The organism is Pseudomonas sp. 58 R 12, from assembly GCF_900005865.1.
Taxonomy (GTDB): Bacteria; Pseudomonadota; Gammaproteobacteria; order Pseudomonadales; family Pseudomonadaceae; genus Aquipseudomonas; species Aquipseudomonas tritici.
In genome coordinates, this window is sequence record NZ_CVTP01000008.1 from 266,275 (window position 1) to 288,106 (window position 21,832).

Annotated in this window: 24 protein-coding genes, 1 tRNA gene and 1 pseudogene; 11 read left to right on the forward strand and 15 right to left on the reverse strand. The window is 57.3% G+C overall.

All coding sequences use genetic code 11. From position 1 onward, the window contains the following. The first annotated feature begins 583 nt into the window (after positions 1-583). The 3 genes from mgtA (at position 584) to BFP95_RS04715 (ending at position 4,551) form a co-directional block, all read left to right on the forward strand. Positions 584-3,298: a magnesium-translocating P-type ATPase gene (gene mgtA / locus BFP95_RS04705; RefSeq protein WP_065909382.1), complete on the forward strand. Its 2,715-nt coding sequence runs from the start codon at positions 584-586 to the stop codon at positions 3,296-3,298. A gap of 65 nt (positions 3,299-3,363) precedes the next feature. Next, positions 3,364-3,711 (forward strand): DUF2493 domain-containing protein, encoded by a 348-nt coding sequence (locus BFP95_RS04710; RefSeq protein ID WP_065873010.1) that lies wholly within the window; start codon positions 3,364-3,366, stop codon positions 3,709-3,711. A gap of 18 nt (positions 3,712-3,729) precedes the next feature. Beyond that, positions 3,730-4,551, forward strand: coding sequence for a hypothetical protein (locus BFP95_RS04715; protein WP_065873009.1), 822 nt, complete (start codon positions 3,730-3,732; stop codon positions 4,549-4,551). 151 nt (positions 4,552-4,702) lie between these two features. On the opposite strand, the gene BFP95_RS04720 is transcribed toward BFP95_RS04715, so the two are convergent. Next, positions 4,703-5,395, reverse strand: a complete 693-nt coding sequence (locus BFP95_RS04720) for a tellurite resistance TerB family protein (RefSeq protein WP_065890944.1) — start codon at positions 5,393-5,395, stop codon at positions 4,703-4,705. Positions 5,396-5,520: 125 nt separating this feature from the next. Here BFP95_RS04720 and BFP95_RS04725 point away from each other — a divergent pair, with 125 nt between their 5' ends. After that, complete coding sequence (locus BFP95_RS04725) at positions 5,521-6,048, forward strand: DinB family protein (RefSeq protein WP_065873007.1); 528 nt, start codon at positions 5,521-5,523, stop codon at positions 6,046-6,048. Here BFP95_RS04725 and BFP95_RS29935 read toward each other — a convergent pair. Next, positions 6,020-6,211: pseudogene (locus tag BFP95_RS29935) on the reverse strand (aldehyde-activating protein); the annotation flags it as partial. The gene BFP95_RS04725 and the pseudogene BFP95_RS29935 overlap by 29 nt on opposite strands. Positions 6,212-6,427: 216 nt before the next feature. Here BFP95_RS29935 and BFP95_RS04730 point away from each other — a divergent pair. Together BFP95_RS04730 and BFP95_RS04735 are read left to right on the forward strand one after the other, a co-directional pair. Further along, positions 6,428-6,709 (forward strand): hypothetical protein, encoded by a 282-nt coding sequence (locus BFP95_RS04730; protein ID WP_065873006.1) that lies wholly within the window; start codon positions 6,428-6,430, stop codon positions 6,707-6,709. 252 nt (positions 6,710-6,961) lie between these two features. Beyond that, on the forward strand, positions 6,962-7,756 hold the full coding sequence (locus BFP95_RS04735; RefSeq protein WP_065873005.1) for a hypothetical protein: 795 nt from the start codon (positions 6,962-6,964) through the stop codon (positions 7,754-7,756). A gap of 119 nt (positions 7,757-7,875) precedes the next feature. On the opposite strand, the gene BFP95_RS04740 is transcribed toward BFP95_RS04735, so the two are convergent. The 3 genes from BFP95_RS04740 to BFP95_RS04750 all read right to left on the reverse strand — a co-directional run bounded on the left by BFP95_RS04740 (position 7,876) and on the right by BFP95_RS04750 (position 9,085). Further along, positions 7,876-8,289, reverse strand: coding sequence for a hypothetical protein (locus BFP95_RS04740; RefSeq protein ID WP_065909383.1), 414 nt, complete (start codon positions 8,287-8,289; stop codon positions 7,876-7,878). Between the two features lie 40 nt (positions 8,290-8,329). Beyond that, complete coding sequence (locus BFP95_RS04745) at positions 8,330-8,569, reverse strand: hypothetical protein (protein WP_065909384.1); 240 nt, start codon at positions 8,567-8,569, stop codon at positions 8,330-8,332. Positions 8,570-8,704: 135 nt separating this feature from the next. Further along, entirely contained in the window at positions 8,705-9,085 is a 381-nt protein-coding gene (locus tag BFP95_RS04750) for a hypothetical protein (protein WP_256534129.1), read from the reverse strand. 140 nt (positions 9,086-9,225) lie between these two features. Between BFP95_RS04750 and BFP95_RS04755 the strand changes: the two genes are divergently transcribed. From BFP95_RS04755 to BFP95_RS29365, 3 genes are all read left to right on the forward strand, one after another. Further along, positions 9,226-9,531 carry an NIPSNAP family protein gene (locus tag BFP95_RS04755; RefSeq protein WP_065909385.1) on the forward strand — a complete coding sequence of 102 codons (306 nt, stop codon included), beginning with the start codon at positions 9,226-9,228 and terminating at the stop codon, positions 9,529-9,531. A 67-nt stretch (positions 9,532-9,598) separates the two neighbouring features. Continuing rightward, positions 9,599-10,303, forward strand: a complete 705-nt coding sequence (locus BFP95_RS04760; RefSeq protein ID WP_065873001.1) for a tetratricopeptide repeat protein — start codon at positions 9,599-9,601, stop codon at positions 10,301-10,303. Positions 10,304-10,904: 601 nt separating this feature from the next. After that, on the forward strand, positions 10,905-11,468 hold the full coding sequence (locus BFP95_RS29365; RefSeq protein ID WP_065890943.1) for a hypothetical protein: 564 nt from the start codon (positions 10,905-10,907) through the stop codon (positions 11,466-11,468). A gap of 430 nt (positions 11,469-11,898) precedes the next feature. Here the strand turns inward: BFP95_RS29365 and BFP95_RS04770 are convergent. The 3 genes from BFP95_RS04770 to BFP95_RS04785 form a co-directional block, all read right to left on the reverse strand. Next, a tRNA-Leu gene (locus BFP95_RS04770) sits at positions 11,899-11,985 on the reverse strand. A 625-nt stretch (positions 11,986-12,610) separates the two neighbouring features. Next, a complete protein-coding gene (locus tag BFP95_RS04780; protein ID WP_065872998.1) occupies positions 12,611-12,808 on the reverse strand; it encodes a hypothetical protein in 198 nt (65 codons plus the stop codon). 168 nt (positions 12,809-12,976) lie between these two features. Further along, a complete protein-coding gene (locus tag BFP95_RS04785) occupies positions 12,977-13,576 on the reverse strand; it encodes an imm11 family protein (RefSeq protein ID WP_065872997.1) in 600 nt (199 codons plus the stop codon). 216 nt (positions 13,577-13,792) lie between these two features. Between BFP95_RS04785 and BFP95_RS04790 the strand changes: the two genes are divergently transcribed. After that, positions 13,793-14,398, forward strand: coding sequence for a cysteine hydrolase (locus BFP95_RS04790; RefSeq protein WP_065890940.1), 606 nt, complete (start codon positions 13,793-13,795; stop codon positions 14,396-14,398). Positions 14,399-14,468: 70 nt separating this feature from the next. Here the strand turns inward: BFP95_RS04790 and BFP95_RS04795 are convergent, their stop codons facing one another. The 6 genes from BFP95_RS04795 to pstS all read right to left on the reverse strand — a co-directional run bounded on the left by BFP95_RS04795 (position 14,469) and on the right by pstS (position 19,586). Further along, entirely contained in the window at positions 14,469-15,059 is a 591-nt protein-coding gene (locus BFP95_RS04795) for a hypothetical protein (protein ID WP_065872995.1), read from the reverse strand. Further along, positions 15,059-15,757, reverse strand: a complete 699-nt coding sequence (locus BFP95_RS04800) for a hypothetical protein (RefSeq protein ID WP_065872994.1) — start codon at positions 15,755-15,757, stop codon at positions 15,059-15,061. Before BFP95_RS04800 ends, BFP95_RS04795 begins: the two co-directional genes overlap by 1 nt. A gap of 27 nt (positions 15,758-15,784) precedes the next feature. Beyond that, positions 15,785-16,546 carry a phosphate ABC transporter ATP-binding protein PstB gene (gene pstB, locus BFP95_RS04805; protein WP_010210300.1) on the reverse strand — a complete coding sequence of 254 codons (762 nt, stop codon included), beginning with the start codon at positions 16,544-16,546 and terminating at the stop codon, positions 15,785-15,787. A gap of 76 nt (positions 16,547-16,622) precedes the next feature. Continuing rightward, the gene (pstA, locus tag BFP95_RS04810) at positions 16,623-17,519 is read right to left on the reverse strand and encodes a phosphate ABC transporter permease PstA (RefSeq protein ID WP_065872993.1); all 897 of its coding nucleotides are present in this window, start codon (positions 17,517-17,519) and stop codon (positions 16,623-16,625) included. Beyond that, positions 17,519-18,484: a phosphate ABC transporter permease subunit PstC gene (pstC, locus tag BFP95_RS04815; protein ID WP_065872992.1), complete on the reverse strand. Its 966-nt coding sequence runs from the start codon at positions 18,482-18,484 to the stop codon at positions 17,519-17,521. The genes pstA and pstC overlap by 1 nt, the downstream gene beginning before the upstream one ends. A 73-nt stretch (positions 18,485-18,557) precedes the next feature. Beyond that, positions 18,558-19,586 carry a phosphate ABC transporter substrate-binding protein PstS gene (gene pstS, locus BFP95_RS04820; protein WP_065909387.1) on the reverse strand — a complete coding sequence of 343 codons (1,029 nt, stop codon included), beginning with the start codon at positions 19,584-19,586 and terminating at the stop codon, positions 18,558-18,560. Positions 19,587-19,771: 185 nt separating this feature from the next. Between pstS and ppk2 the strand changes: the two genes are divergently transcribed. Beyond that, positions 19,772-20,689 carry a polyphosphate kinase 2 gene (gene ppk2, locus BFP95_RS04825; protein ID WP_049713215.1) on the forward strand — a complete coding sequence of 306 codons (918 nt, stop codon included), beginning with the start codon at positions 19,772-19,774 and terminating at the stop codon, positions 20,687-20,689. Here the strand turns inward: ppk2 and BFP95_RS04830 are convergent. After that, positions 20,686-21,804 carry an acyl-CoA dehydrogenase family protein gene (locus BFP95_RS04830; RefSeq protein ID WP_139115290.1) on the reverse strand — a complete coding sequence of 373 codons (1,119 nt, stop codon included), beginning with the start codon at positions 21,802-21,804 and terminating at the stop codon, positions 20,686-20,688. The genes ppk2 and BFP95_RS04830 overlap by 4 nt on opposite strands. Positions 21,805-21,832 lie beyond the last annotated feature (28 nt).

Consider the following 21,832-nt stretch of genomic DNA (forward strand, 5'->3'; position numbering starts at 1 on the left):
TAAAGAAGCCAATGGACACAGTATCTAGTCGCTGTCCGAGCACCGTGTTAGCGGGTATCGGGCGCCAAACCCAGAACATGACAGGACTCGCCTCACGGTCCGGTAAGCTGCGCTAGAGCTCGATGCTCCACCGTAACTGCCTCGCCGGTCGCCCGTCCGGTCCCGAGGTGTTTTATGACCTTCCAATGCTTTGTTTTGCCTGATCTGCGCACGCCGGCCGCCGCCCTGCGGGCCACGCCACGCCGTGTGCGCGTCGATTTCCCGCCCTCCCGCGCGGCGATTGTCACACCCTCCCCTCAAGACCCACAGAGACCGAAGGTTTTCAGCCCCGGTCTTAACGTGAGCGCTCGCGCCGCTTAAACCGGCTGAAAACAGCAACTTTCTGATGAATACCCTGGGGTTCGCCATGAACACTTCCAGTTGTAGTTCGCTGCGCGCAAGTTAATTAACGCACCAGCAAAACATATATAAGCACCTTATTTAACCCGATCGCGAAGTTAGCGACTCGGCATGCTTTCGCTCGCCTGTCTTCAGGTAAGTACCGGGTATGTTTTGTCGAGAATTGGCGACAGGAGTACAGACAATGAGCGCCGTAAAAAACACGCCTCTGCACAAGAAAAATCGCACTGACGCCGACACTAAATTGTCAATGCGAGCCGCCCGCGAAGCGCACAACGGCCTGTCGGCCACCCTGGCGAACGTGCGTGCCACCCGGGACGGCCTGACCGAATTGGACGCCTCTGCCCGGCTGCAACGGGAAGGCCACAACGAAGTCGCCCATGACAAGCCGCCTCACGCCATCGTGCAGTTCCTGCAGGCACTGAACAATCCGTTTATCTACGTACTGCTGACGCTGGCTGGCATCAGCTTCTTCACCGATTGCTGGCTGCCGATGCAGGACGGTGAAGAGGCCGACCCGACCAAAGTCATCATCATCATGACCATGGTGCTGCTCAGCAGCCTGCTGCGGTTCTGGCAGGAACACCGCTCGGCGAAATCCGCCGAAGCCCTGAAAGCCATGGTACGCACCACCGCCACCGTGCTACGCCGTGAGCAGGTCGGCGCCCAACCCACCCTGCGCGAAGTGCCGATGCGCGAGCTGGTGGCCGGCGATATCGTACAACTCTCAGCCGGCGACATGATCCCGGCCGATATCCGCCTGATCGAATCCCGCGACCTGTTTATCAGCCAGGCAGTGCTGACCGGCGAAGCCTTGCCAGTGGAGAAGTACGACACCCTCGGCGACGTTACGCAAAAATCCGCCGGGCCAGTGGCTGCCGACCAGGCCAACCTGCTGGACCTGCCCAACATCTGCTTCATGGGCACCAACGTGGTCAGCGGCCGTGCCACGGCCGTGGTGGTCGCCACCGGACCACGCACCTACTTTGGCTCCCTGGCCAAGGCAATTGTGGGGTCGCGGGTGCAAACCGCCTTCGACCGTGGGGTGAACAGCGTCAGTTGGTTGCTGATCCGCTTCATGCTGGTGATGGTGCCGATCGTGTTCTTCCTCAATGGCTTCTCCAAGGGTGACTGGGGCGATGCCTTCCTGTTTGCCCTCGCCGTTGCCGTAGGCCTCACCCCGGAAATGCTGCCGATGATCGTCAGCGCCAACCTGGCCAAGGGCGCCACCGCCATGGCCAAGCGCAAAGTGGTGGTCAAGCGCCTCAACGCGATCCAGAACTTTGGCTCCATGGACGTGCTGTGCACCGACAAGACCGGCACGCTGACCCAGGACAAGATCATCCTCGAGCATCACGTCAACGCCTCTGGCCAGCGTGATGACGCGGTGCTGTCCCTGGCCTGGCTGAACAGCTACCACCAAAGCGGCATGAAGAACCTGATGGACCAGGCCGTGGTGCAATTCTCGGAGCAGAATCCGAAGTTCCAGGCGCCATTTGCCTACAGCAAGGTCGATGAATTGCCGTTCGACTTTGTCCGCCGTCGCCTGTCGATCGTGGTCAAGGATGCGGCCGACGATCAACTGCTGGTGTGCAAGGGCGCCGTGGAAGAGATGCTGGGTATTTCCACTCACGTGATGGAGGCAGGCAAAGCCGTACCGCTGGATGAGCGCCGCCGTGAAGAATTGCTGGCGCTTGCCAATGACTATAACGAAGACGGATTCCGTGTGCTGGTGGTGGCCACCCGTCACATCCCGAAATCGTTGGCGCGCCAGCAGTACACCACCGCCGATGAGCGCAACCTGGTGATCCAGGGTTTCCTGACCTTTCTCGATCCACCTAAGGAAACTGCCGGCCCGGCGATTGCGGCGCTGCAACAGATTGGCGTGGCGGTCAAAGTGCTGACCGGCGACAACGCCGTGGTCACCAGCAAGATCTGCCGTCAGGTCGGCCTCGATCCAGGCCAGCCGCTGCTCGGTACCGACATCGAAGCGATGGACGATGCCACCCTGCAACGTCGCGTGGAAGAACGCACGGTGTTCGCGAAACTGACACCGCTACAAAAATCCCGGGTACTCAAGGCGCTGCAAGCCAACGGCCACACTGTGGGCTTCCTCGGTGACGGGATCAATGACGCACCGGCACTGCGCGATGCCGACGTGGGGATCTCGGTGGACAGCGGGACGGACATTGCCAAAGAGTCGGCCGACATCATCCTGCTGGAAAAGAGCCTGATGGTACTGGAGGAAGGTGTGCTCAAGGGACGCGAAACGTTCGGCAACATCATGAAGTACCTGAACATGACCGCCAGCTCCAACTTCGGCAACGTGTTCTCGGTGTTGGTGGCCAGTGCGTTCATCCCCTTCCTGCCGATGCTGTCGATCCACCTGCTGCTGCAAAACCTGATGTACGACATCTCCCAGCTGGCCCTGCCGTGGGACAAGATGGACAAGGAATACCTGGCCAAGCCGCGCAAGTGGGATGCGAAAAACATCGGTCGCTTCATGCTCTGGATCGGGCCGACCTCGTCGATCTTTGACATCACCACCTTTGCGCTGATGTGGTACGTGTTCGCCGCCAACAGCGTGGAAATGCAGACCCTGTTCCAGTCCGGCTGGTTTATCGAGGGTCTGCTTTCGCAAACCCTGGTGGTGCACATGCTGCGCACTCGCAAGATCCCGTTTTTCCAGAGCACCGCCGCCTGGCCGGTGTTGATGATGACCGGTGTGGTGATCGCGCTGGGGATCTACGTACCGTTCTCGCCGCTGGGCACGCTGGTAGGCCTGCAACCGCTGCCGCTGGCGTACTTCCCATGGCTGGTCGGCACCCTGCTCAGCTACTGCTGCGTAGCCCAACTGATGAAGACGATCTACATCCGCCGCTTCAAGCAGTGGTACTGATCGCCCCCGCCGTTTAAACGGTGGCGGCCGCCCGGCCGCCACCGTGCACTAAAAGGAAAGACCTTATGCGCGTCTTGATCTGTGCAGGTCGTCATTACGCCGACACCCGACTGTCCCGCCAAGTGCTGGACGCCTACCACCGCCTGCGCCCGGTGCAGGTACTGATCCACGGCGGCAACCAATTCCTCGGCAGCGAGATTGAGGAGTGGGCGCGGGAACTGGGCATTGACGTGGTGCGCTACCCGCCCAACTGGCAACGCCACGGCAAGCAGGCGGAACGCCAGCGCAACCATTTCATGCTGACCGACAGCCGCCCTGACGTGGTCATCGCCCTGCCGGGTGGTGACGACACGTCCGAGCTGGTCTGCCAGGCCAAAGCCAGTGGCATTTCGGTGCTGACCGTAGAAAGCTGAATTCAAGCGAGGTGCATCATGCACAAAAAACACACCCCGGCGCGCCAGGATGGGTTCGCCAAATACCGTGCGCGTCACTACCGAGGCGCACGCCAGACCTTGTTGCTATTGCCGCCGGCCAAACGGCGCGCATTGCAGCGCAACCTGATGTTTATAGGGCTGACCCTGGGCGCTCTGTTAATGATTGCCTTGCTGTCCAAGGCCAACGCAGCCGGCGGCGCGTATGGGGTCGACGACGGCGCGATCAATGCGCCAGGCACCTGCAACGTCGACGCCTGGTACACCGCCAATCGACACGATGGCAGTACGCATAATGAAACACTGTCGCCGGCCTGCACCTTTGCCGCCATGCCTTCGGTGCAATGGGGCGCGGCGCTGTCACGCGCGACCAGCGCAGGCAAAAGCGAAACGCAGGTGGGCCCGCAGCTCAAGGCGCAGGTACTGTCGCGGGAAGACCTGGGGCTGGAAATGGCCGTGTCTGCCGGTGCGCACGTTGCACTGGATCGCCGACACGCTTTTGAGGGTGCAGACTTCAACATCCCGTTGACGTGGCAACCGCTGGCGCCCCTGCGGGTGAACCTGAATGCCGGTTGGTCGCATGCCTACAACGAAGGCGATCAGAAACACCGCCTGACTTGGGGCACTGGTCTGGAGTACCAGGTCGCGCCGTTAATGACGGTGATCGCCGAACGCTACGGCCAGGAGGGTGGCGATCAGGCATGGCAGGCCGGGCCCCGGTTTCACCTCGGCGAGCTGGTAGATGTAGACCTGGTGGTCGGGCGCAGCCTGGTCGGCGAACGAGACCAATGGCTGACCACTGGAGCCACGCTGCGCTTCTAGCACCTTTTAAGACCCTCAGAGATCAAATGTGGGAGCTGGCTTGCCTGTGATAGCAGTGTGTCCGTCACTGCAAATGTTGACTGGCGTACCGCTATCGCAGGCAAGCCAGCTCCCACATTCATCCTACTTCGACCGGAGGTTCGCAGATCAATCAGGCCTTGGCCTGTTGCTCCAAGTGCAGCTGCAATTGAGGGTCGATTTGCAGTTGACCTGCCAAGTCGTCCAGGTAATTGCGTTCGGCGTCCTGCTGATCGTCCACCAGCATCACACTGGCCAGGTAAACCTCCGCCGCCACTGCCGGGTCGCTGGCGAACTCGGCGAAATCCGCAGCATCCAGGGGCTTGGCGACTTCAGCGTCGAGCCACGCTTGCAGTTGCGGATCGTCGGTATGCCGGCCCAGTTCACTGGAAATCAGTTGCTGCTCTTTTTCATCGATATGGCCATCAGCTTTCGCGGCGGCGATCAACGCACGCAAAACAGCATGGCTGTGGGCTTCGGCTGCGGGGCCGTCAAGCTGGTCGACCGTCTGGATGGCTTGCTGCGGAGCACTGCCTTGCTGGCGTTGCCAGGCTTGGTAGGCCTGGAACGCCGCCATGCCCAAGGAAGCCAGCGCCGCGTAGTTCATCCCGCCAGCACGTCCCTGGGCAGGACGAGCGCCAGCGGCACCGCCCAACATGCCGCCAAGCCCACCCAACAACCCACCCAAGCCACCACCGGCCGAGGCATTGCCGGTGCGGGTGCCTTTCAATAAGCCGCCGAGCAGTCCGCCCAAACCGCCGCCCGAGGAGGTACTGCCCCCTTGCCCGGCGCGCAGCAGTTGTTCCAGTAAGTCGCTGGTGTTCATGATCTCACCCTCCCAGGGCGCAGTGTTGGCGTCTAACAACCATAGCCCGCCCCTGCCGGAACACCATGACCGCCGGGCGGGCACGGCCTATCATGGCGTCACCGTGCCTCTGAGAGAAAACCCAAGTGAACCGGATTGAGCATGTCGTGCTGATGGCCCGCTACAACCAGTGGATGAACCGCAAACTCTACGAAGCGGCCGGCACGCTGTCGGACGCGGAGTTGCTTATGGACCGCAAGGCGTTTTTCGGCTCGATTCTCGGTACGTTGAACCACCTGGTATTAGGCGACACCGTCTGGCTCAAGCGCTTTGCCTTGCATCCTGCTGGCTATGCGGCACTGGCTCCGCTGAACGCGGTCGCCACACCTGTTGATTTGACGCAGCTGGCCTTTGCCAACGTCCGTGAACTCGCCGCCCATCGAGCCTGGCTGGATCAACTCATCCTCGACTGGGCGCACACCGTACAGGCGCCCGACCTGGATCAGCGCCTGCATTACCGCAACATGCGCGGTGTGGCCGCCGATAAAAACTGCTTCAGCTTGCTGGTGCACTTTTTCAATCACCAGACCCACCACCGGGGCCAGGCAACCACCTTGCTGAGCCAGGCGGGGTTGGACGTGGGCACTACGGATTTGCTGGCGTTGATCGACTGAATTCTGCGTACGCCTGTATCAAGCGCGGGAACGCCGAGGGCTCCGGCAACTGCGCAAAGCTTTCAACGGCCGGGGTGGATGCCCAAGGCAATTTCTCGCGGGTCCAGGTCTCCATGAAGGGTACATAAGCGCTGGCATTATCCAACAAGGCCGCGCGTACGTTATGGCAGGGTATCGACGCTCATCATTGCTTCCATTTATTGATGGGTAGCGTGGCAGGTTAGCGTCCGGACGCAGAGTTGAACAGGCCAGCCCCACAACCGAACGCTGCTGCGTAACTGGGGTCGTAACCTTAGGTGTCGGGGCTTTTGCTGCCCCCGCCCTCCCCGCGCGCATTGTGAGTCTACCGATGCGCGTACCCCAAGAAGGAGACGCTTACATGGTCATTCACTTCAAGGTCGCAGGTCATTTAGCCTGTGGCCACCACGGCACCAACCTCCCTTCCAGCGTCGAGCTGAACCGAGTCAAGTGCCGTACCTGCCGCAACACCGAAGCCTACAAGGAAGCGCGCCGCACCCAGCGCAATGCTGCCCGCCGCGCCAATCGTAACGCCAAGACCCGCACCGTGATCGACTGGCGCAGCGCGTGGACGCAACGCCTCACCGACCTGCCCGGTTTGCAGCGTTTGCCACGGGGCTTCAGCGGTCAGCCCTTCGTATAAGCCACACAAACAAGAGCCCCGGCAAAACCGGGGCTCTTGGGTGTTAGTCGATCATCACTGTGCCACACTGTTTCGTAGTATTCGGTGTAGCTCCTCCCATTACCGGTGTGATTCATGGAGGTCCCCTCAGTTAGCCAAACTGCCGGAGCGGATAGCACTGAGCCACTTCTACGAAGTGCGAGGCTGAGGCTGGCGTGGAGTGCGCGCCTGGTCTAATCCGGCCTATCCACTGAGCGACCTTTAGGAGGTCTCGTGAAGCTCAAGAAAAAGGAACAAGAGCTCCGGCTGGTTTCAGTACCGTTGTGTGCAGGGATTATCTGCGCTACCGCTCGATGCATGACCCAAGGCTGGAATGAGTCGATGTTGTTCTCTGGGTTTCTGTTTGGAACCGTCGTTGGGGTTGTATTTGGCATTCCCTTACTACTGCGTAGTGACGCGAACGGTGCAAGCTCCAATGGCCGCAATCTTCTTAACGCCCTTATACAATCGCTGGTGGCCTGGCTACTGGGAGGCGCGTCACTTAAATACCTTCCGCTGGCGATTGGCTCTGGCATCATTCTTTGGCTGCTTTTTTCCGCCACAATCTACGGAATAGAAAGGTTGTACGAGGGCAGCGACGAAACCCGGTATGCAGCGCGTGGCTGGGTATATGCCGTTCCCCTTTCAGGGGCGATAACACTAGGAACGGCCGCGGCGTTGTACCTTCCTGGTTCGGACGAGAGCATACCGGCATTCATCCTGATGTTCATGGTCGGGGGGCTGTTGAGCATGCTGGTTGGATGGCCGGTTCTGTGGTTTACCGAGCGTTACCTGCAGTCACCACTGCGTTACATCGTCGGAGGCCTGATCACCGGTTTGTTGATTTGGGTATTCAGCGCTCTACCCAATCTGGTGGATGCCATCACAACATCATCCGCGAGCCCATTTGTGTGGCCGATGAACTTCAGCCACGGTGCATTGGTGTTCGTTTTTATCGGCATTGTCGCGGGGAGCTTATGCACGGCAATCAATAGCTGCATTGGATTCCTTCGTCGACGCAACGTGTGAAAATGCATCTCGAATGGACTCATGGAAGGTTCTGGCTATCGCCACTCGATGATCAGTGATGACTGTCTACGCTGGGATAGCCGGGCGCCGGAAGGCGAATGAGACTGTGTGAGCAAGTGCTACCGATTGTGCCGAGCATTGATAAGCTGCTGGCATCTATCAGCCGCCTGCGGGTGAGATGCAGCCACATCGGACAGCACGCGGTACATCTCTTGCCCATCCGGAAACGGGTACACCTCAAGGTTTAGCGCGATCTGAATCTTGCGCAGATCTGTGCCTTCCACGAGCCAGCGCTCAGCAGTACGAGTCATTGCAGATCCGTTGTCATCCGTCTGCCATGCAAGAAAGTCGAATAGCCGGGCCACCTCCATGAAAGAGATTGAATCAGGGATATCGGCAAAAAGTCGGTCGGCCAGATTTTGCTCTCCAAACTCAACCGCTACTGCATGAGCTGCGCTGAACGCTTCAGTGTATTCGGGCTCGCTGATCTCTGCTGCGATCACGTTTAACGCCCTTTCAACAACCTGGTGCATAGCAATAAATCCTCCCCCATTCAAACCCATGGGGTGTGCGCTACCGTAAATCAACCGAAATACCCATGAGTTCCTTCAGTGGGCGCACAGTCTTTTCCTGCAAGTTTCCACCGGTGGGCATGGGTTCATCTTTGATGCTTTCAAAGCACGCCTTCATCAATCGACGACTCCTGTAGTCGTTCGGTAGCTCAATAAAATGTCCAAATTTGCAGTTTTCTTCATTGACGACATAAACGGGATCCTCCGCGCGCATCAGAAGAGCCATCAGTAGCAGAATCATTGATTACAGTCCTTGGCGGCACATTGGGCCGGTTTTGTAGCAGTCAACGCATTCAACAGCAACCACCCTTCACTGGAGCCTAGCCATCGCTACAGAGCGCAGGTTGTCCGGCGCTTCGGTTGGAGTTTTTGGCTTTTACGAGCCGCCCTCGGTGCCGTAGATATCGGGCTTCTGTGCTGCGCCCATGTTTGCTCCAGGCAATAAAAAACCGCCCGGGGGCGGCTTCATGGTTTTCTTGGTCCAGTTGTAATCGACATAGGGGTCAATGTAAAAGCCGGCCATGTCGCCGCTGATGCGGTACAGGCTTTCCTTGCCAGGCTGCACCGTTGCTGCAATGGTTCGTATTGCAGCTCCTGCGCATAAGCCTAAGCCCGCCAGGCCAGCGCCTAGATCTCGGCGATCCAGGCGGCAGGTAAAAGGTAACGCGCTACCCGGTGCCGATTTTTGCAGCTTTTCGACCATCGCCGTATACGACAATGTCGCAACCCGAGCCAACGGCGTCCGAATCACGAACAACTGTGATCTTTCCGCTTTCGCCGGTGGGTTTCGATTGGAAGGCGTAAAGCTGATGCAAAAAACCCAGTACCTAGTCGAGTTTTACCAATCACATGGATGTCCATTAAGCTACTCATTCAAACTGGACAAGGACGACTCGCGTGATCACCTGCCATCTGAAGTATCAGATTGACCCCTATCAAATCCCGGCCTTTGAAAACTACTCAAAACTGTGGATTCGTATAGTCAATCGCATGGGGGGCACACATCATGGTTATTTCCTCCCTGCTGAAGGCGCAAACAACGTCGCTTACTGCCTTTTCAGCTTTCCGAGCCTTGCGGATTACGAGCGCTATCGCGAGGAGTCCAAAACTGACCCCGAATGCGTTAGTACTTTCGCGCTGGCAGCGGATAAGAGATTTATCGTCAGTACGGAGAGAAGCTTCATGCGGCCAGTACTTGACTGAAAGAAACAAACCCGGTCCGCAGGTTTTTATACTAAGGCAGGCACGCCCAGCAACGTCGAGAAAGAAAATGCAAAAATTGAAAATAGCGCTCATTATTTGTTTGTGCTTAGCTGTGTTGGGCTGCGATAAAATCCAAGACGCACTAAAAACCAACGAGCATAAAAACGAAATAAAAAACAAGTTTGCGCAAAGCCAAGAACTTCAAGATCTAGGAAATAACACTGCAGCCATTGCAAACTTTAAGAAAATTGAGGCAGACCCAGCAGCCACCAATCAACAAAAGGCTTCAGCCCTACGGTATATATCCCTTAGCTACTATGAGGCCGGTGACTACCAGAGTTCGGGAGAATATGCGGCAAAAGCAGCGGCTTATTACCCAGTTAACTCTTATTTCTATCTCGTCAACATGGCGGATGCAGATCTGATGCAAGGCAGAGTCCCCTCGGCCCGAGATCGCCTCGAACAGGCGGTCAAAATCGACCCGCACCAGCTTTCGGCAAACAACGTACTTGGCCTTTTGTATATGGGCGACAACGGTAAACAGTACACCGACTTCAAAAAAGCCCTAGAATTTAATCAAGCGGCTTTTGATATTGCCCCGGGGCGAGTAACTCAAATAGTTTTGGTGCGAAACCTAATAAAGCTCGAACAATACTCAAAGGCAAAAATAAACTTGGACGAGCTAAAACTAAAATATCCAAATGATGCTCGTCTTCGGTCCTTACAAAGCGAGCTAGATACAGCGAAAACTGTATCAAAAAATCATCAGTAACTCTTTAAGCGCTGTACAACGCCTAGGCTTTGCCTAAACCACATGGAAACGCGACAGCGCAATCAACTGGGGTACACCATGCCCACTCTCACCTTCAAGTGAATGGGTCACACCAAGTGCGATGACGGTCTGATCGGGCTCTACGACCTAGAAAATATGCCCTGACATTTTCAACCACGCACCAGTAGGCACATTCGATCGCCTCCCAGTCTGGCTACTTGGTTGTCATGTCGCCTCTCTGATGCTTGAAATAGCGGCGCGTTGCCGGTATTGATGGGTATCAATTCAATGGCAGGGAGCAGAACATGACATCAGCTATAGCCGACGCGGTAACCAGCTCGCAAAGCGCTAAGACAACCAGTAAGCCGAAGCTGGCCCGAGACGATCGCAGCATTCGCGGCAAGTGGTAATGCATCAGTAGATCTGGAAAAAGAGTTTTCCAAGCTCTCCTCCTAGGCGGATAAGATTCAAGAAGCACTTGAAGCTCGGTGATCCGCCCCTGCCGCACTCACCTGCGGCGCATCTCCTAACTAACGATCTGCCCTTCTGTGTGATTTAGTCGCTAAATGAAGGGCTGGCCTAGCAAGATTCTTATTCCCCAATGAAGAAAACAGCCCGAACACAACAACTCAATCATTCTGAAAAAAAACCTCGAATACTCCTAAGGGCTATCGCCACCTTCGGGGCCGGCCTGATAGCCGCCGTCCCACTTATTCATCTTGTGGGCTATGGCGCAGAAAAATTGGTAGACATCGGAAAGGTTCAATCAACCGTCGAGGTGCAAGCCAAACTGATTGCCGAACTCCAAATTGAAAAGAAGACCCTTTCTGAGAAAGCTGATCAGCTACAGGCGAAAGCGCATGACCTAGAGCTGAAGCTAAACAGATCCGACTCAGATCTACATGCCACGAACCAACAACTGACTCAGCTAACAAATCTGCTTGGGGAGTACAAAAATCTCAACTCCCAATTAGGGAACCGCGTAAAAGCCAATGACCCTTGTTTGGCAATACAGCGTGTTATTGCGGACATTGAGGTAAAACTGGCGGTCAATCCGCCATGGTCACATGCATTACAGGGTGAGCGCCGGGAAGAGGCCATGATCCAACTTGAAAAGCACCAACAATCGCTTCGGTCTTGCCTTTCCCACGGCACAAAACGTTAGCTTGATGGCTGTCGACTCGGATTACTGAGTTGCTCAGCTGAGCTTCGTCAGCCTTGTCGGCAGCCTGGGCGGCGGCGGTGCCCGTCTTACGGGGCAACTCTTCCAGGCGCTTGTCCCGCTCACCCATAGCGGCGTCATAGGCTTTGCGGATGTCGGTCACCTGATTGCTTTGCTTCTCAGCGAGCGACCAGTATGCGGCCTGGTAACCAAGGACAGCCTCACCCCCAATGACGCGGCCGAGTTCTACATACAGAAACCGCAATGCTGGATGTCGCTGGTTGGCCGTGGTGTAGCGAATGTCTAAGTTCTCGAAGTGAAAGCCCTCAAAGGTCACGCCAACTAAGTGAGTTGCGGAGCGACATTTGAAATTGCGGACCGAAAACAAACAAGGGCCTGCATTAGCTTTCGCTCGCAGACCCTTGATTTTAGATGGTGCCCGAACCCGGAATCGAACCGGGACGCCCTTACGAGCGGGGGATTTTAAGTCCCATGCGTCTACCAGTTTCGCCATTCGGGCGGCAGCGCGTGTTGCAGGGTTGGGAATATATAGATCCAGTCGCGTCGGCGCAAGGTCGCAAGACAGCTTTCTTGCACCACGACTCGGGCGAAAAAGCTCGTTAGATCAGTGATGTAGATGAAGATAACGAAGGAAAAACTGAGATTCCCGTGCCTCGATGCGTCGCCCACTCTGCTATCTTCACGCCCTCGCAACAAAATGCAAGCAACGCGCAATGGACTCACCAAGGGGGTCGTAATCGCCACAGCCTTCTGCCCTCCCAGACCAACAAGGACGTAATTGCTGATGAATAAGGCCCCTGCCCGGCTACGCATGACCCTTTCGATACCGGTTTATGCGACGTCCGTGGTGTTCTGGATACTGACCGTCTACATGAGTGTTCCTGCCTGGGTGAAAATACTCTCCAGATTTGTAACACCCGAGAAGACCGGAGAAGGCCTGGTTGATGTGCTCTTATCTGGCGTATTGGCCGCTGTGGCTAGTGGCTTGTGGATACTTGGCAGGTACATCCGCACTTCGAATTTAAGGCCGCCGCCGAAGCCTTCCGCCACTGAGGTTTCATAGCGCTCAACGTACAAACAACAATCCCGACGCGAACGTCGGGATTGTTGTTCTGAGAGGCCGATCAGTTGTCGGGATGCTCGCTCGCTACCGAATCGGCAGCATCCACGTCAGACATATCTTCTTCAAGAGGTGCCTCGTCGTCCGGCGGCAGCGGGATGTTGTCCTCATCGCGCTTCGGATCATGCCCGGCTTCATTGTCTGTGCCGCGGGTTACGTCCTGCTGTGAAATGTTCCCGGGGGCATTTCTGTCGATTTCCATGCTGGCTCTCCGTTCTAGGCTCGGAACATCCGCGCGTAAATATAAGAGTGGGCCGGTCACGGCGAGTGCCAAGGTTTGGACGAACGGTGACGTCGGGTACCTCGATAATGAATTGCTCCTGCTACCTACACGCACTGTTTTAGACCATCACTTGTGCGGCCAAGTGCTTCAGGCATTCCCACCTATGTCGTCACCCGACACGGATTCAAAGAGCATCCCCACGGCACCGACCGTCTCCAGCCGGTGCTTGACCTCTTCACTGACGACTATCGCGCCCGAATATTTTTTCACTCTGAAAATGTGCTGATCGCCGATTTTTCCAGGGTCAATCACAAGCCGGGTGAATGCTCGATACTCACCCGCCAGATCGGGTCTGACAGGGTCATTGGGTTCGAACTTCTTGAAGTTAGATCTTTGCTCATCGACACAGTCTATTTGTGTCTCAATGATCATAAGAAAGTAGGTACCCCGGACTTCTTTATTAGCAATCAGCACAGGCTCGAATACGACATTGCAATAAGGCTCGTCCACTTCCGGCAACCCAGACAGCGCCTGACAGGCCTTTGAACTCAACACCGGCACACTGGCATAACCCGCCAGTGAATAGTCCGCCTCAGCGCCTTCAAAACGCACATCCAACGTGTAAGTCCCTGGCTCCATGAAATTGACGGGCGGCTCTCTGAAGTGCCAGTTATTGACGTGCCGTACGTCGCCAAGCGTCCATTTGTCCGCCATCATCATGTCCTGCCTGAGCCAGTAATACTTCACACGTATTCTCCAACAGCCCTTTTTATTAACCGAGCGCAGCTTAAAAGGATAACGTCGCTAAGACAGCGTGACTCAAAAATCTGTTCCGACGGGTGCAGGTATGCTCAGATGGCTCTACGCTCCCAACGCATCATCTTATGCGTCGACGTCGCCCACTCACCGTGTGGTGAGTCATTGGCGCTGAACACCAACTGCTCCCCTATTCGGAGACTCACCATGAATCCACACGCCACCGCCCTTGTCTTGATCGAATTCCAGAACGATTTCACCACCCCCGGTGGCGTGTTCCATGACGCAGTCAAAGATGTGATGCACCAGTCAGACATGCTGGCCAACACCGCAACCACCGTGCAGCAAGCGCGCAAGCTGGGCGTGAAGATCATCCACCTGCCGATTCAATTCGCCGAGGGCTATCCAGAGCTGACAACACGCGATTACGGGATTCTCAAGGGGGTAGCCGACGGCAGCGCCTTTCGCACCGGCAGTTGGGGTGCCGAGATCACCGACGCCGTGACGCGTGAGCCCGGCGATATTCTCGTGGAAGGCAAGCGCGGGCTGGATGGCTTTGCCACCACTGGCCTGGACCTTGTGTTGCGCAACAATGGCATCCAGAACCTGGTGGTGGCGGGGTTTCTAACCAATTGCTGCGTCGAAGGCACGGTTCGGTCAGGCTATGAGAAGGGTTACAACGTAGTGACCTTGACCGACTGCACGGCGACGTTCACCGATGAGCAACAAAAGGCCGCTGAAAACTTCACGTTGCCGATGTTTTCGAAGGCATTGCGGCATACCGCGTTTCTCGGGGCGTTGAGCGCCAAATAAGCCAAAAGGGGGCGACTGATTGATCAGTAGCCCCCTTTGCTTAACGCTCGTCATGCACAGCCGTTCCACCTTACCCGTTTAACGTCAGCCCCCGATAAGCCGGCACCGGCAGCTTGTGCCGCTGCGGTTGTTGCCGGGCGAGCTGTGCCTGCAGGTGTGCGACGGCATCCAGCACGCGTTGCGCCCATTGCTCGTCTTCCGGGTCCACGACCACGACGCGGAAACCGTGATCGAAGCCTTCAAGCTGAACGCCCTCGGAATCATCGACATGCAAGTCGATGTCGAACGCCGACGGCAATTTTGACGGGGTATTCAACAGTCCGCGTTCGGTGAGGGCCTGGTTGTGCCGCACGCTGTTGACCACACCGTCGACGTGGATGCCATACAGCAACAACCAGCGACGTATGTAGGACGGGGTCCGCCCGGAGGAGGTGTAGACCCAGACGCTGCAGCCTTGGCGACGCAGTTCGCGGGTCAGTGCACGGGTTCCGCTGCGCAGCGGCTCGCCCAGCCAACGGTGCACACACGCCGGCAAACGGCTGTGTTCGGTTGCGCTGTGGTGAAGCTGGCAAGCCAGCGTGTCATCGATATCGAACGAGATACGGATGCGCTGGCGCTTGAACACACGCTTGATTGTGTCGACCACTGGATACCTTCCCATCATTGGCCCCCCTGATAGACGGGCGCTGGTGTGTCGCTCAGGAAAAACTCCATTGGATCAGGGGCATTATCTTCCAGGAACGCTGCATACTTTTTCTTGATCTTGGGCAACTCATACAGCGCCATGACGCCATGCTTGGCGGAGTTGCGTATGACCGAGGACGGGTTGAAGTAGCCCTCGGCGTTGTCCAGCGTCAATACGAACGGCGCCAACCCCTCGCGCATCAGCAGGTAGCTGACGATCAGCGACCCACTGCGGTGATTGCCTTCAATGAACAATTGCGGCTTGCTGAGGACTCGCACGTAGACACCGGCTGCGCGCTTCCACACCGATTCACTGTGGTGCTTGCAGTACCAGTTATACAAGTCCTTGATGCCGCCCTCGACATTGTTGAAAAAATGCACTTCGGTCGCCAGCAGGTGCTGCGCGTATTCCTGCCGGCGTAGCGGGTCTTTGCCACAAAGCACAGTGGCATTGATCTCCAGCATCAGGTTCAGTTGCTGAAGGTCGAACAGGTCGACGCCCCGCGCCACATAGTCGTCAATCAGGGCATAGCCATCAAGCACATTCTGCAGCACTTCGTCTGTCAGCGGGTCGCGTGGCTCGGTAAAGTCCTGGCTGAGCTGGGCAAAACGGCTCTGTACCTTACGCAGTGCGCGTTCGATCGCGAGCAAATCAAGACGACGTGTTGCAGTCATTGGCAATCCTGAAAAACGGTGCATGGGTCAGCTGAACTTGCCGCTGATGTAGTCCCCGGTCATTTGTTCGCGCGGGTTTTCGAAAATCTGCGCGGTCGGGCCCATTTCCACCAGATAGCCGGTGCGAGTGCCTTGGGAAATATCCACCGAGAAAAACGCGGTGGTATCTGCCACACGAATCGCCTGCTGCATGTTATGCGTCACCAGCGCGATGGTGTAATCCTTCTTCAACTCGACCATCAGTTCCTCTACCCGGCGAGTGGCAATCGGGTCAAGCGCCGAGCACGGCTCATCCAGCAACAATACTTCTGGCTCGGTGGCGATGGCGCGGGCGATACACAGGCGCTGCTGCTGGCCGCCCGAAAGCGACAGGCCGCTGACCTTGAGCTTGTCCTTGACCTCGTCCCACAAGGCAGCGCCTTGCAGCGCGTGCTTGACGCGGTCGCCGAGGTCGCCTTTGTAGCGGTTGAGGCGCAGGCCAAAGGCCACATTGTCGAAAATGCTCATCGAGAACGGGTTCGGTTGTTGGAACACCATGCCGATGTAGCGGCGCACCACCACCGGGTCAACGCCCTTGCCATACACGTCCTGGCCCAGGAAATGCACGTGGCCTTCGAAGCGGAAGCCCTTAACCAGGTCGTTCATGCGGTTGAGGCTACGCAGCACGGTTGATTTGCCACACCCGGACGGGCCGATAAAGCCGGTGATCTTGTTTTTCTCGATCGGCACATGGCTATCACGCACCGCCATGAAGTTGCCGTAGAAAATCTTGTCCAGCTTGCAGTCCATGACCACAGGCGCCTGGGTGATAAACGGAGCGGCTATTTGCGCAGATGATACGTTCAAAATTCAGGTGCTCCCGTTCTTAATACTTGGGCTTGCCGAAAATACGGCTCACGATATTCACGACCAGCACGATCATCACCAGCACCAACGAGGCCGCCCATGCGAGCTCGAGCTGGTTGTCGAAGGGCATGCCGGAGAAGTTGTAGATCAGCACGGCAAGGGAGGCCGTAGGGTTCATCACCGCCAGGTTGCCGTCGTGGTAGATCCAGTAGTTGCTGAACAGCGCAGTGAACAACAGCGGCGCGGTTTCGCCGGCGGCGCGGGCCACGGCGAGCATGACGCCGGTGAGGATCGCTGGCATGCCGGTGGGCAAGACGATTTTCCAGATCACCTGCGAACGGGTGCAGCCCATACCGTAGGCGGCATCCTTCATGATCTTGGGCACCATCCTCATCGACTCTTCAGCCGTCAGTACCACGATAGGCAGCATCAGCACGGCCAGCGCAACGCCACCTGCCGGTGCCGAATAAGTCCCGGTGGTCATCACCACCAGCGCGTAGGCAAACACACCCGCCAGGATCGACGGCAAGCCGGTGAGCATTTTTGCGGCAAAGCGCGAGGCGTTCGCCAGCTTGCTGTCGGGGCCCAGTTCCGCCAGGAAAATCGCCGCCATGATGCCGACGGGCACCGCGATGGCGGCAGCGATACCGACCATGACGAACGTACCTGCCATCGCGTTGCCGAAGCCACCGCCGGTCTCGAACCCAGTCGGTGGCAGCTCGGTGAACACTTCCAGGCTCAGGCGAGCACCACCACGGGTGATCAGCATGTAGAGCACCGAAATCAGCGGCACGGCGGCCAGCAGCGCACCAAACCACACCAGGCTGGTCAAGATCAGGCTGCGCAGGGCACGGCCTTCGAACCGACGTTGCAGGCTCGGCATCGCGGTGGTGAGTGGAGACGAGAGGTCAGTCATTATTTAGTCCCCCGCTGGGCGTAGACCATGATCATCGAACCGATAATGTTTACCAGCAGCGTGATAAACATCAGCACCAGTGCGGCGTACATCAACACTTCGATCTCGTTCGGGCCGGCTTCGGGGAAGTTCAGCGCCAACAAGGCCGCCAGCGTATTGGCCGGGGCAAACAGCGAAAGGGAGATGTTGTTCGCGTTGCCAACCAGCATGGCCAGGGCCATGGTTTCACCCAATGCGCGGCCGAGGCCCAGTACCAGCGAACCAAAGATGCCGGTGGCAGCGGATGGCACCATTACCTTGAGAATCGCTTCCCAGTGGGTGGTGCCCATGCCGTAGGCGGCTTGCTTGGTTTTCATCGGCACACCCGTGAGGGCGTCCTGGGAAACGGCGGCGATGGTCGGCAGAATCATAATCGCCAGTACCAGTGCTGCCGGTAACAGGCCCGGCCCGCTCAAGGAGGTGCCGAAAAAAGGAATCCAGCCGAGCTCGGTATTCAGCCACGCCGTCAGCGGGCGGATGGCCGGGATCACCACATAAATGCCCCAGAGGCCGTAAACGACGCTGGGGATCGCGGCGAGCAGTTCAACGATGGTGCGAAACACCGCCGCCAGCTTGGCCGGTAAAAAATCCTGGGTCAGGAAAATCGCCATGCTGACGCCGAAAAACCCTGCGATCAGCAACGCGATGAAGGCACTGTAAAGCGTGCCCCAAATAGCTGGCAGAATGCCGTATTTACCTTGGTTTACGTCCCAGACACTGCCGAACAGCACATCAAAGCCGTGCTTTTCCATGCCGGGAAGTGCCTTGCGCCCTACTTCGAAGACCAGCGCGAAAACCAGCGCCAGCACCAGCACTACGCCTATGCGTGCAAGTGCACGGAAGGTGCGGTCAACCAGGAAGTCCTTCGTAGAAGGTGGCTGGCACGCAGAGTCCGGGTTAACCGGTACGACAAAAGGTGAGTTCATTGGCTAATTCCGGAACAAGGGGGGAACACGCCCGGCCTGGCTGACAGCCCATGCCGGGGTGGCCTGGCAAGCCTTACTGAATGTTGGCGGAAGCTTTGCGAACTTGATCGACAACCGATGGCGGCAGCGGGATGTAGCCCATCGAATCAGCGATTTTCTGGCCTTCGGTCAGGCTGTACTCGACCATTTCACGCATGGCCTTGGCTTTGGCCGGGTTCTCGTTTTTCTTGCGGAAGATCATCCAGGTGTAGGAAGTGATCGGGTAAGACTTGGCGCCATCCGGATCCGGCAACCAGGCCACCAGGCTTTCCGGCATTTTCACCGCAGCCAGGGCTTCTGCACCGCTTTCGGCGTTAGGCACAACGTATTTACCGGCCTTGTTCTGCAACTGGGCGAAGTCGACCTTGGCCAGTTTGGCGAAGCCGTATTCGATGTAGCCGATGGCGCCTGGAGTCTGGCGAACGGTCGCGGTTACGCCATCGTTTTTCGGCGATTTGATGAACTTGTCGCTGGCGGGCCAGTTAACGGTGTTGCCTTCGCCCAAGTCCTTCTGGAACTCAGGATTGATCGCAGCCAAGTGCTTGGTGAACACAGCGGTGGTGCCGCTGGAGTCTGCACGCACAACCACGGTGATCGGCATGTCAGGCAGCTTCAGGCCTGGGTTGGCAGCGGCGATCTTCGGATCGTTCCACTTGGTGATCTTGCCCAGGAAGATGTTGGAGTAAACATCGCGCGGCAACTTAAGCTCTTTAGGATTGCCCGGCAGGTTGAACGCCAGCACGATTTCACCCGCGGTCATCGGCAGCAGTTGCGCGCCTTCAGCCACCTTGGCGATGTCTTCGTCTTTCATTGCCGAGTCACTGGCGGCGAAATCGACGGTCTTGTTCAGGAAGTCCTGTACGCCCGCACCGCTGCCCTTGGACTGGTAGTCAACCGTGACACCTTCGGTCTTCTTGCTGAAGTCCTTGAACCAGGTGAGGTAGATAGGGGCCGGGAAACTTGCACCAGAACCTGTCAGGCGGACGCTTTCCGCCGCAAATACCGAGGTGGCACTAAGAGAAACCGCGACGGCGAGTGCAGCAGACTTCATCAGACGTTTCATTCAGGAAAATCCTTGTGATTACGGGCTGAGGCACTCTGCAACAATCTTGTTACGGTTTTATGAATGTGGAATGGCAAAACGCCTTGTTGTCCCCCTCTCCCGCCGCAATTACGCATTTTGCTGTAATTGGTTCGTAACAAATTGCGTCTAAGACTTTGCCATCCCCCACCACGCGAGTTCCGCCCATGTCCTCAGTAGAAGACGCCTTGATGCAGCGCATCCGCCGTGAACTGCTTGATCACAGTGATGAAGAGCTGGAACTGGAATTGTCCGAAGACGGGCATGACCTGAACGCGCTGTTCGACGAGCACGTCGGTGAAAGCAGCGAAAAAGCAGCGCGCAGGATTTATTTCAGCGAACTGTTCCGCCTGCAGGGCGAACTGGTGAAATTGCAAAGCTGGGTGGTGAAGACCGGCCACAAAGTGGTGATTCTGTTCGAAGGGCGTGATGCCGCCGGCAAAGGTGGCGTGATCAAGCGCATCACCCAGCGCCTGAACCCCAGGGTCTGCCGGGTTGCCGCCTTGCCTGCGCCGAATGACCGCGAACAGACCCAGTGGTACTTCCAGCGTTACGTCTCGCACCTGCCGGCGGCCGGCGAAATCGTGCTGTTCGACCGCAGCTGGTACAACCGCGCGGGCGTCGAGCAAGTCATGGGGTTTTGCAACGACGACCAATACGAAGAGTTCTTCCGCAGCGTGCCGGAGTTCGAGCGCATGCTCGCCCGCTCCGGTATCCAACTGATCAAGTACTGGTTTTCGATCTCCGACCAGGAACAGCACCTGCGCTTTCTCAGCCGCATTCACGACCCGCTCAAGCAGTGGAAACTCAGCCCGATGGACTTGGAGTCGCGTCGGCGCTGGGAGGCCTATACCAAGGCCAAGGAAGTCATGCTTGAGCGCACTCACATCGCCGAAGCCCCGTGGTGGGTGGTGCAGGCCGATGACAAGAAGAAAGCGCGGCTCAACTGCATCAACCACCTGCTTGGCCAGATGCCGTATGAAGAAGTCGAGCTACCGGTGATCGAACTGCCGCAGCGCGTGCGGCAGGAAGATTATTCGCGCAGCCCGACGCCACCGGAACTCATCGTGCCGCAACTTTACTAGCTCAGCTGCTCACACAAAAACGGCACACTGGCAAGCCTGGAGGTGGGGTGAAATGCCAGCACCCGCGTTGCAACCATCAGGTAAGCGATTTCCTCGGACGACATGAACGCCATGCCTCCGAGGATTTCGAACGCACGCGTGCTGATGCGATTGATCGCCTCCTGCACGGCAAACCGGGTGGCCTGCGCACGCGCCAGGTCAGCGCGCAGAAAGCGATTCTGATCGATCGACACCGCCAGGCCGCGTACCGCCATGGTGGCGCCCTGCAGATCAATCAGCAGCATCGCGCGATCATCCTGCGAGCCTTTGTTGGACGACAATGCACGTGATGCCAGCGCAGACGCCATGCCCAGGTAGGACGCCGAGGCCAGCAACTGGAACCAGATGGCAAACAGGTGCTCACCAGTCCCCTGTTGAACATTGTCCAACTGGCTATCGACGGCGTTGCTGAAGTACATCATCGACTCAGGCACCAGCAGATTATTGAAGATCACTTCGTGGCTGTCCGCCGCCTGCAAATGCGGCACCGACCAGAATTGTTTCCGCTGGATGTTCGGGTCGCCTGCTAGCCCCAGGCCGATACCGATATGGGTCTTGCCTTGAGGGTCGACGTAGTTGACGCCAAACGTGATCGCGTCGAAATGGTGCGTCATCGTGCACGGCTTTTTGCTGCCGCTTACCACGTAGTCCGCCGCTGTCTTTTCAACGGACAAGGTGGATTCCAGGATATTGGCGTGCGCCCGCCCCTCGGCAAATCCCGAGGCGACCAGCAGGTTGTCGCGTGCAACCACGCTTAACAGCCCTTGAATGTCGGAGAAAAACTGACTCGCCGCCATCATGCCGGCAGCGGTATGGTGATGCATGGTCATCATCACCGCCAAAGAAGGGCAATGCGCGCCGACCCACGTATGCACCTGCGCCAGGTTCACCGCGCTGACACCTCCGCCGCCCAATGCGTGGGCAATGGATAGCCCGGGAGCACCCAACGTTCGAAACAACGTCGCCAGTTGTTTGGACCCTCCCCGTTCAAGTTCAATAAGTGAGGCAGCCTCAAGAACAGTCAATAACTCGGGAATACAGATTAACGCGACAGCTCTTTCTTCTTTCAACACCATATTCATTAAACCCTTAAACTATCAACCG

Excerpts from the sequence above, each read along its gene's own strand:
- BFP95_RS29365 (WP_065890943.1), top strand. The coding sequence starts at position 10,905 with ATGAAGAAAACAGCCCGAACACAACAACTCAATCATTCTGAAAAAAAA.
- BFP95_RS04830 (WP_139115290.1), bottom strand. The coding sequence starts at position 21,804 with ATGGTGTTGAAAGAAGAAAGAGCTGTCGCGTTAATCTGTATTCCCGAG.
- ppk2 (WP_049713215.1), top strand. The coding sequence starts at position 19,772 with ATGTCCTCAGTAGAAGACGCCTTGATGCAGCGCATCCGCCGTGAACTG.
- BFP95_RS04780 (WP_065872998.1), bottom strand. The coding sequence starts at position 12,808 with ATGGAAATCGACAGAAATGCCCCCGGGAACATTTCACAGCAGGACGTA.
- BFP95_RS04715 (WP_065873009.1), top strand. The coding sequence starts at position 3,730 with ATGCACAAAAAACACACCCCGGCGCGCCAGGATGGGTTCGCCAAATAC.
- BFP95_RS04800 (WP_065872994.1), bottom strand. The coding sequence starts at position 15,757 with ATGACTGCAACACGTCGTCTTGATTTGCTCGCGATCGAACGCGCACTG.
- mgtA (WP_065909382.1), top strand. The coding sequence starts at position 584 with ATGAGCGCCGTAAAAAACACGCCTCTGCACAAGAAAAATCGCACTGAC.
- BFP95_RS04740 (WP_065909383.1), bottom strand. The coding sequence starts at position 8,289 with ATGCACCAGGTTGTTGAAAGGGCGTTAAACGTGATCGCAGCAGAGATC.
- BFP95_RS04745 (WP_065909384.1), bottom strand. The coding sequence starts at position 8,569 with ATGATTCTGCTACTGATGGCTCTTCTGATGCGCGCGGAGGATCCCGTT.
- BFP95_RS04795 (WP_065872995.1), bottom strand. The coding sequence starts at position 15,059 with ATGGGAAGGTATCCAGTGGTCGACACAATCAAGCGTGTGTTCAAGCGC.
- BFP95_RS04790 (WP_065890940.1), top strand. The coding sequence starts at position 13,793 with ATGAATCCACACGCCACCGCCCTTGTCTTGATCGAATTCCAGAACGAT.
- pstC (WP_065872992.1), bottom strand. The coding sequence starts at position 18,484 with ATGAACTCACCTTTTGTCGTACCGGTTAACCCGGACTCTGCGTGCCAG.
- BFP95_RS04720 (WP_065890944.1), bottom strand. The coding sequence starts at position 5,395 with ATGAACACCAGCGACTTACTGGAACAACTGCTGCGCGCCGGGCAAGGG.
- BFP95_RS04730 (WP_065873006.1), top strand. The coding sequence starts at position 6,428 with ATGGTCATTCACTTCAAGGTCGCAGGTCATTTAGCCTGTGGCCACCAC.
- pstS (WP_065909387.1), bottom strand. The coding sequence starts at position 19,586 with ATGAAACGTCTGATGAAGTCTGCTGCACTCGCCGTCGCGGTTTCTCTT.
- BFP95_RS04760 (WP_065873001.1), top strand. The coding sequence starts at position 9,599 with ATGCAAAAATTGAAAATAGCGCTCATTATTTGTTTGTGCTTAGCTGTG.
- pstA (WP_065872993.1), bottom strand. The coding sequence starts at position 17,519 with ATGACTGACCTCTCGTCTCCACTCACCACCGCGATGCCGAGCCTGCAA.
- pstB (WP_010210300.1), bottom strand. The coding sequence starts at position 16,546 with ATGGACTGCAAGCTGGACAAGATTTTCTACGGCAACTTCATGGCGGTG.
- BFP95_RS04710 (WP_065873010.1), top strand. The coding sequence starts at position 3,364 with ATGCGCGTCTTGATCTGTGCAGGTCGTCATTACGCCGACACCCGACTG.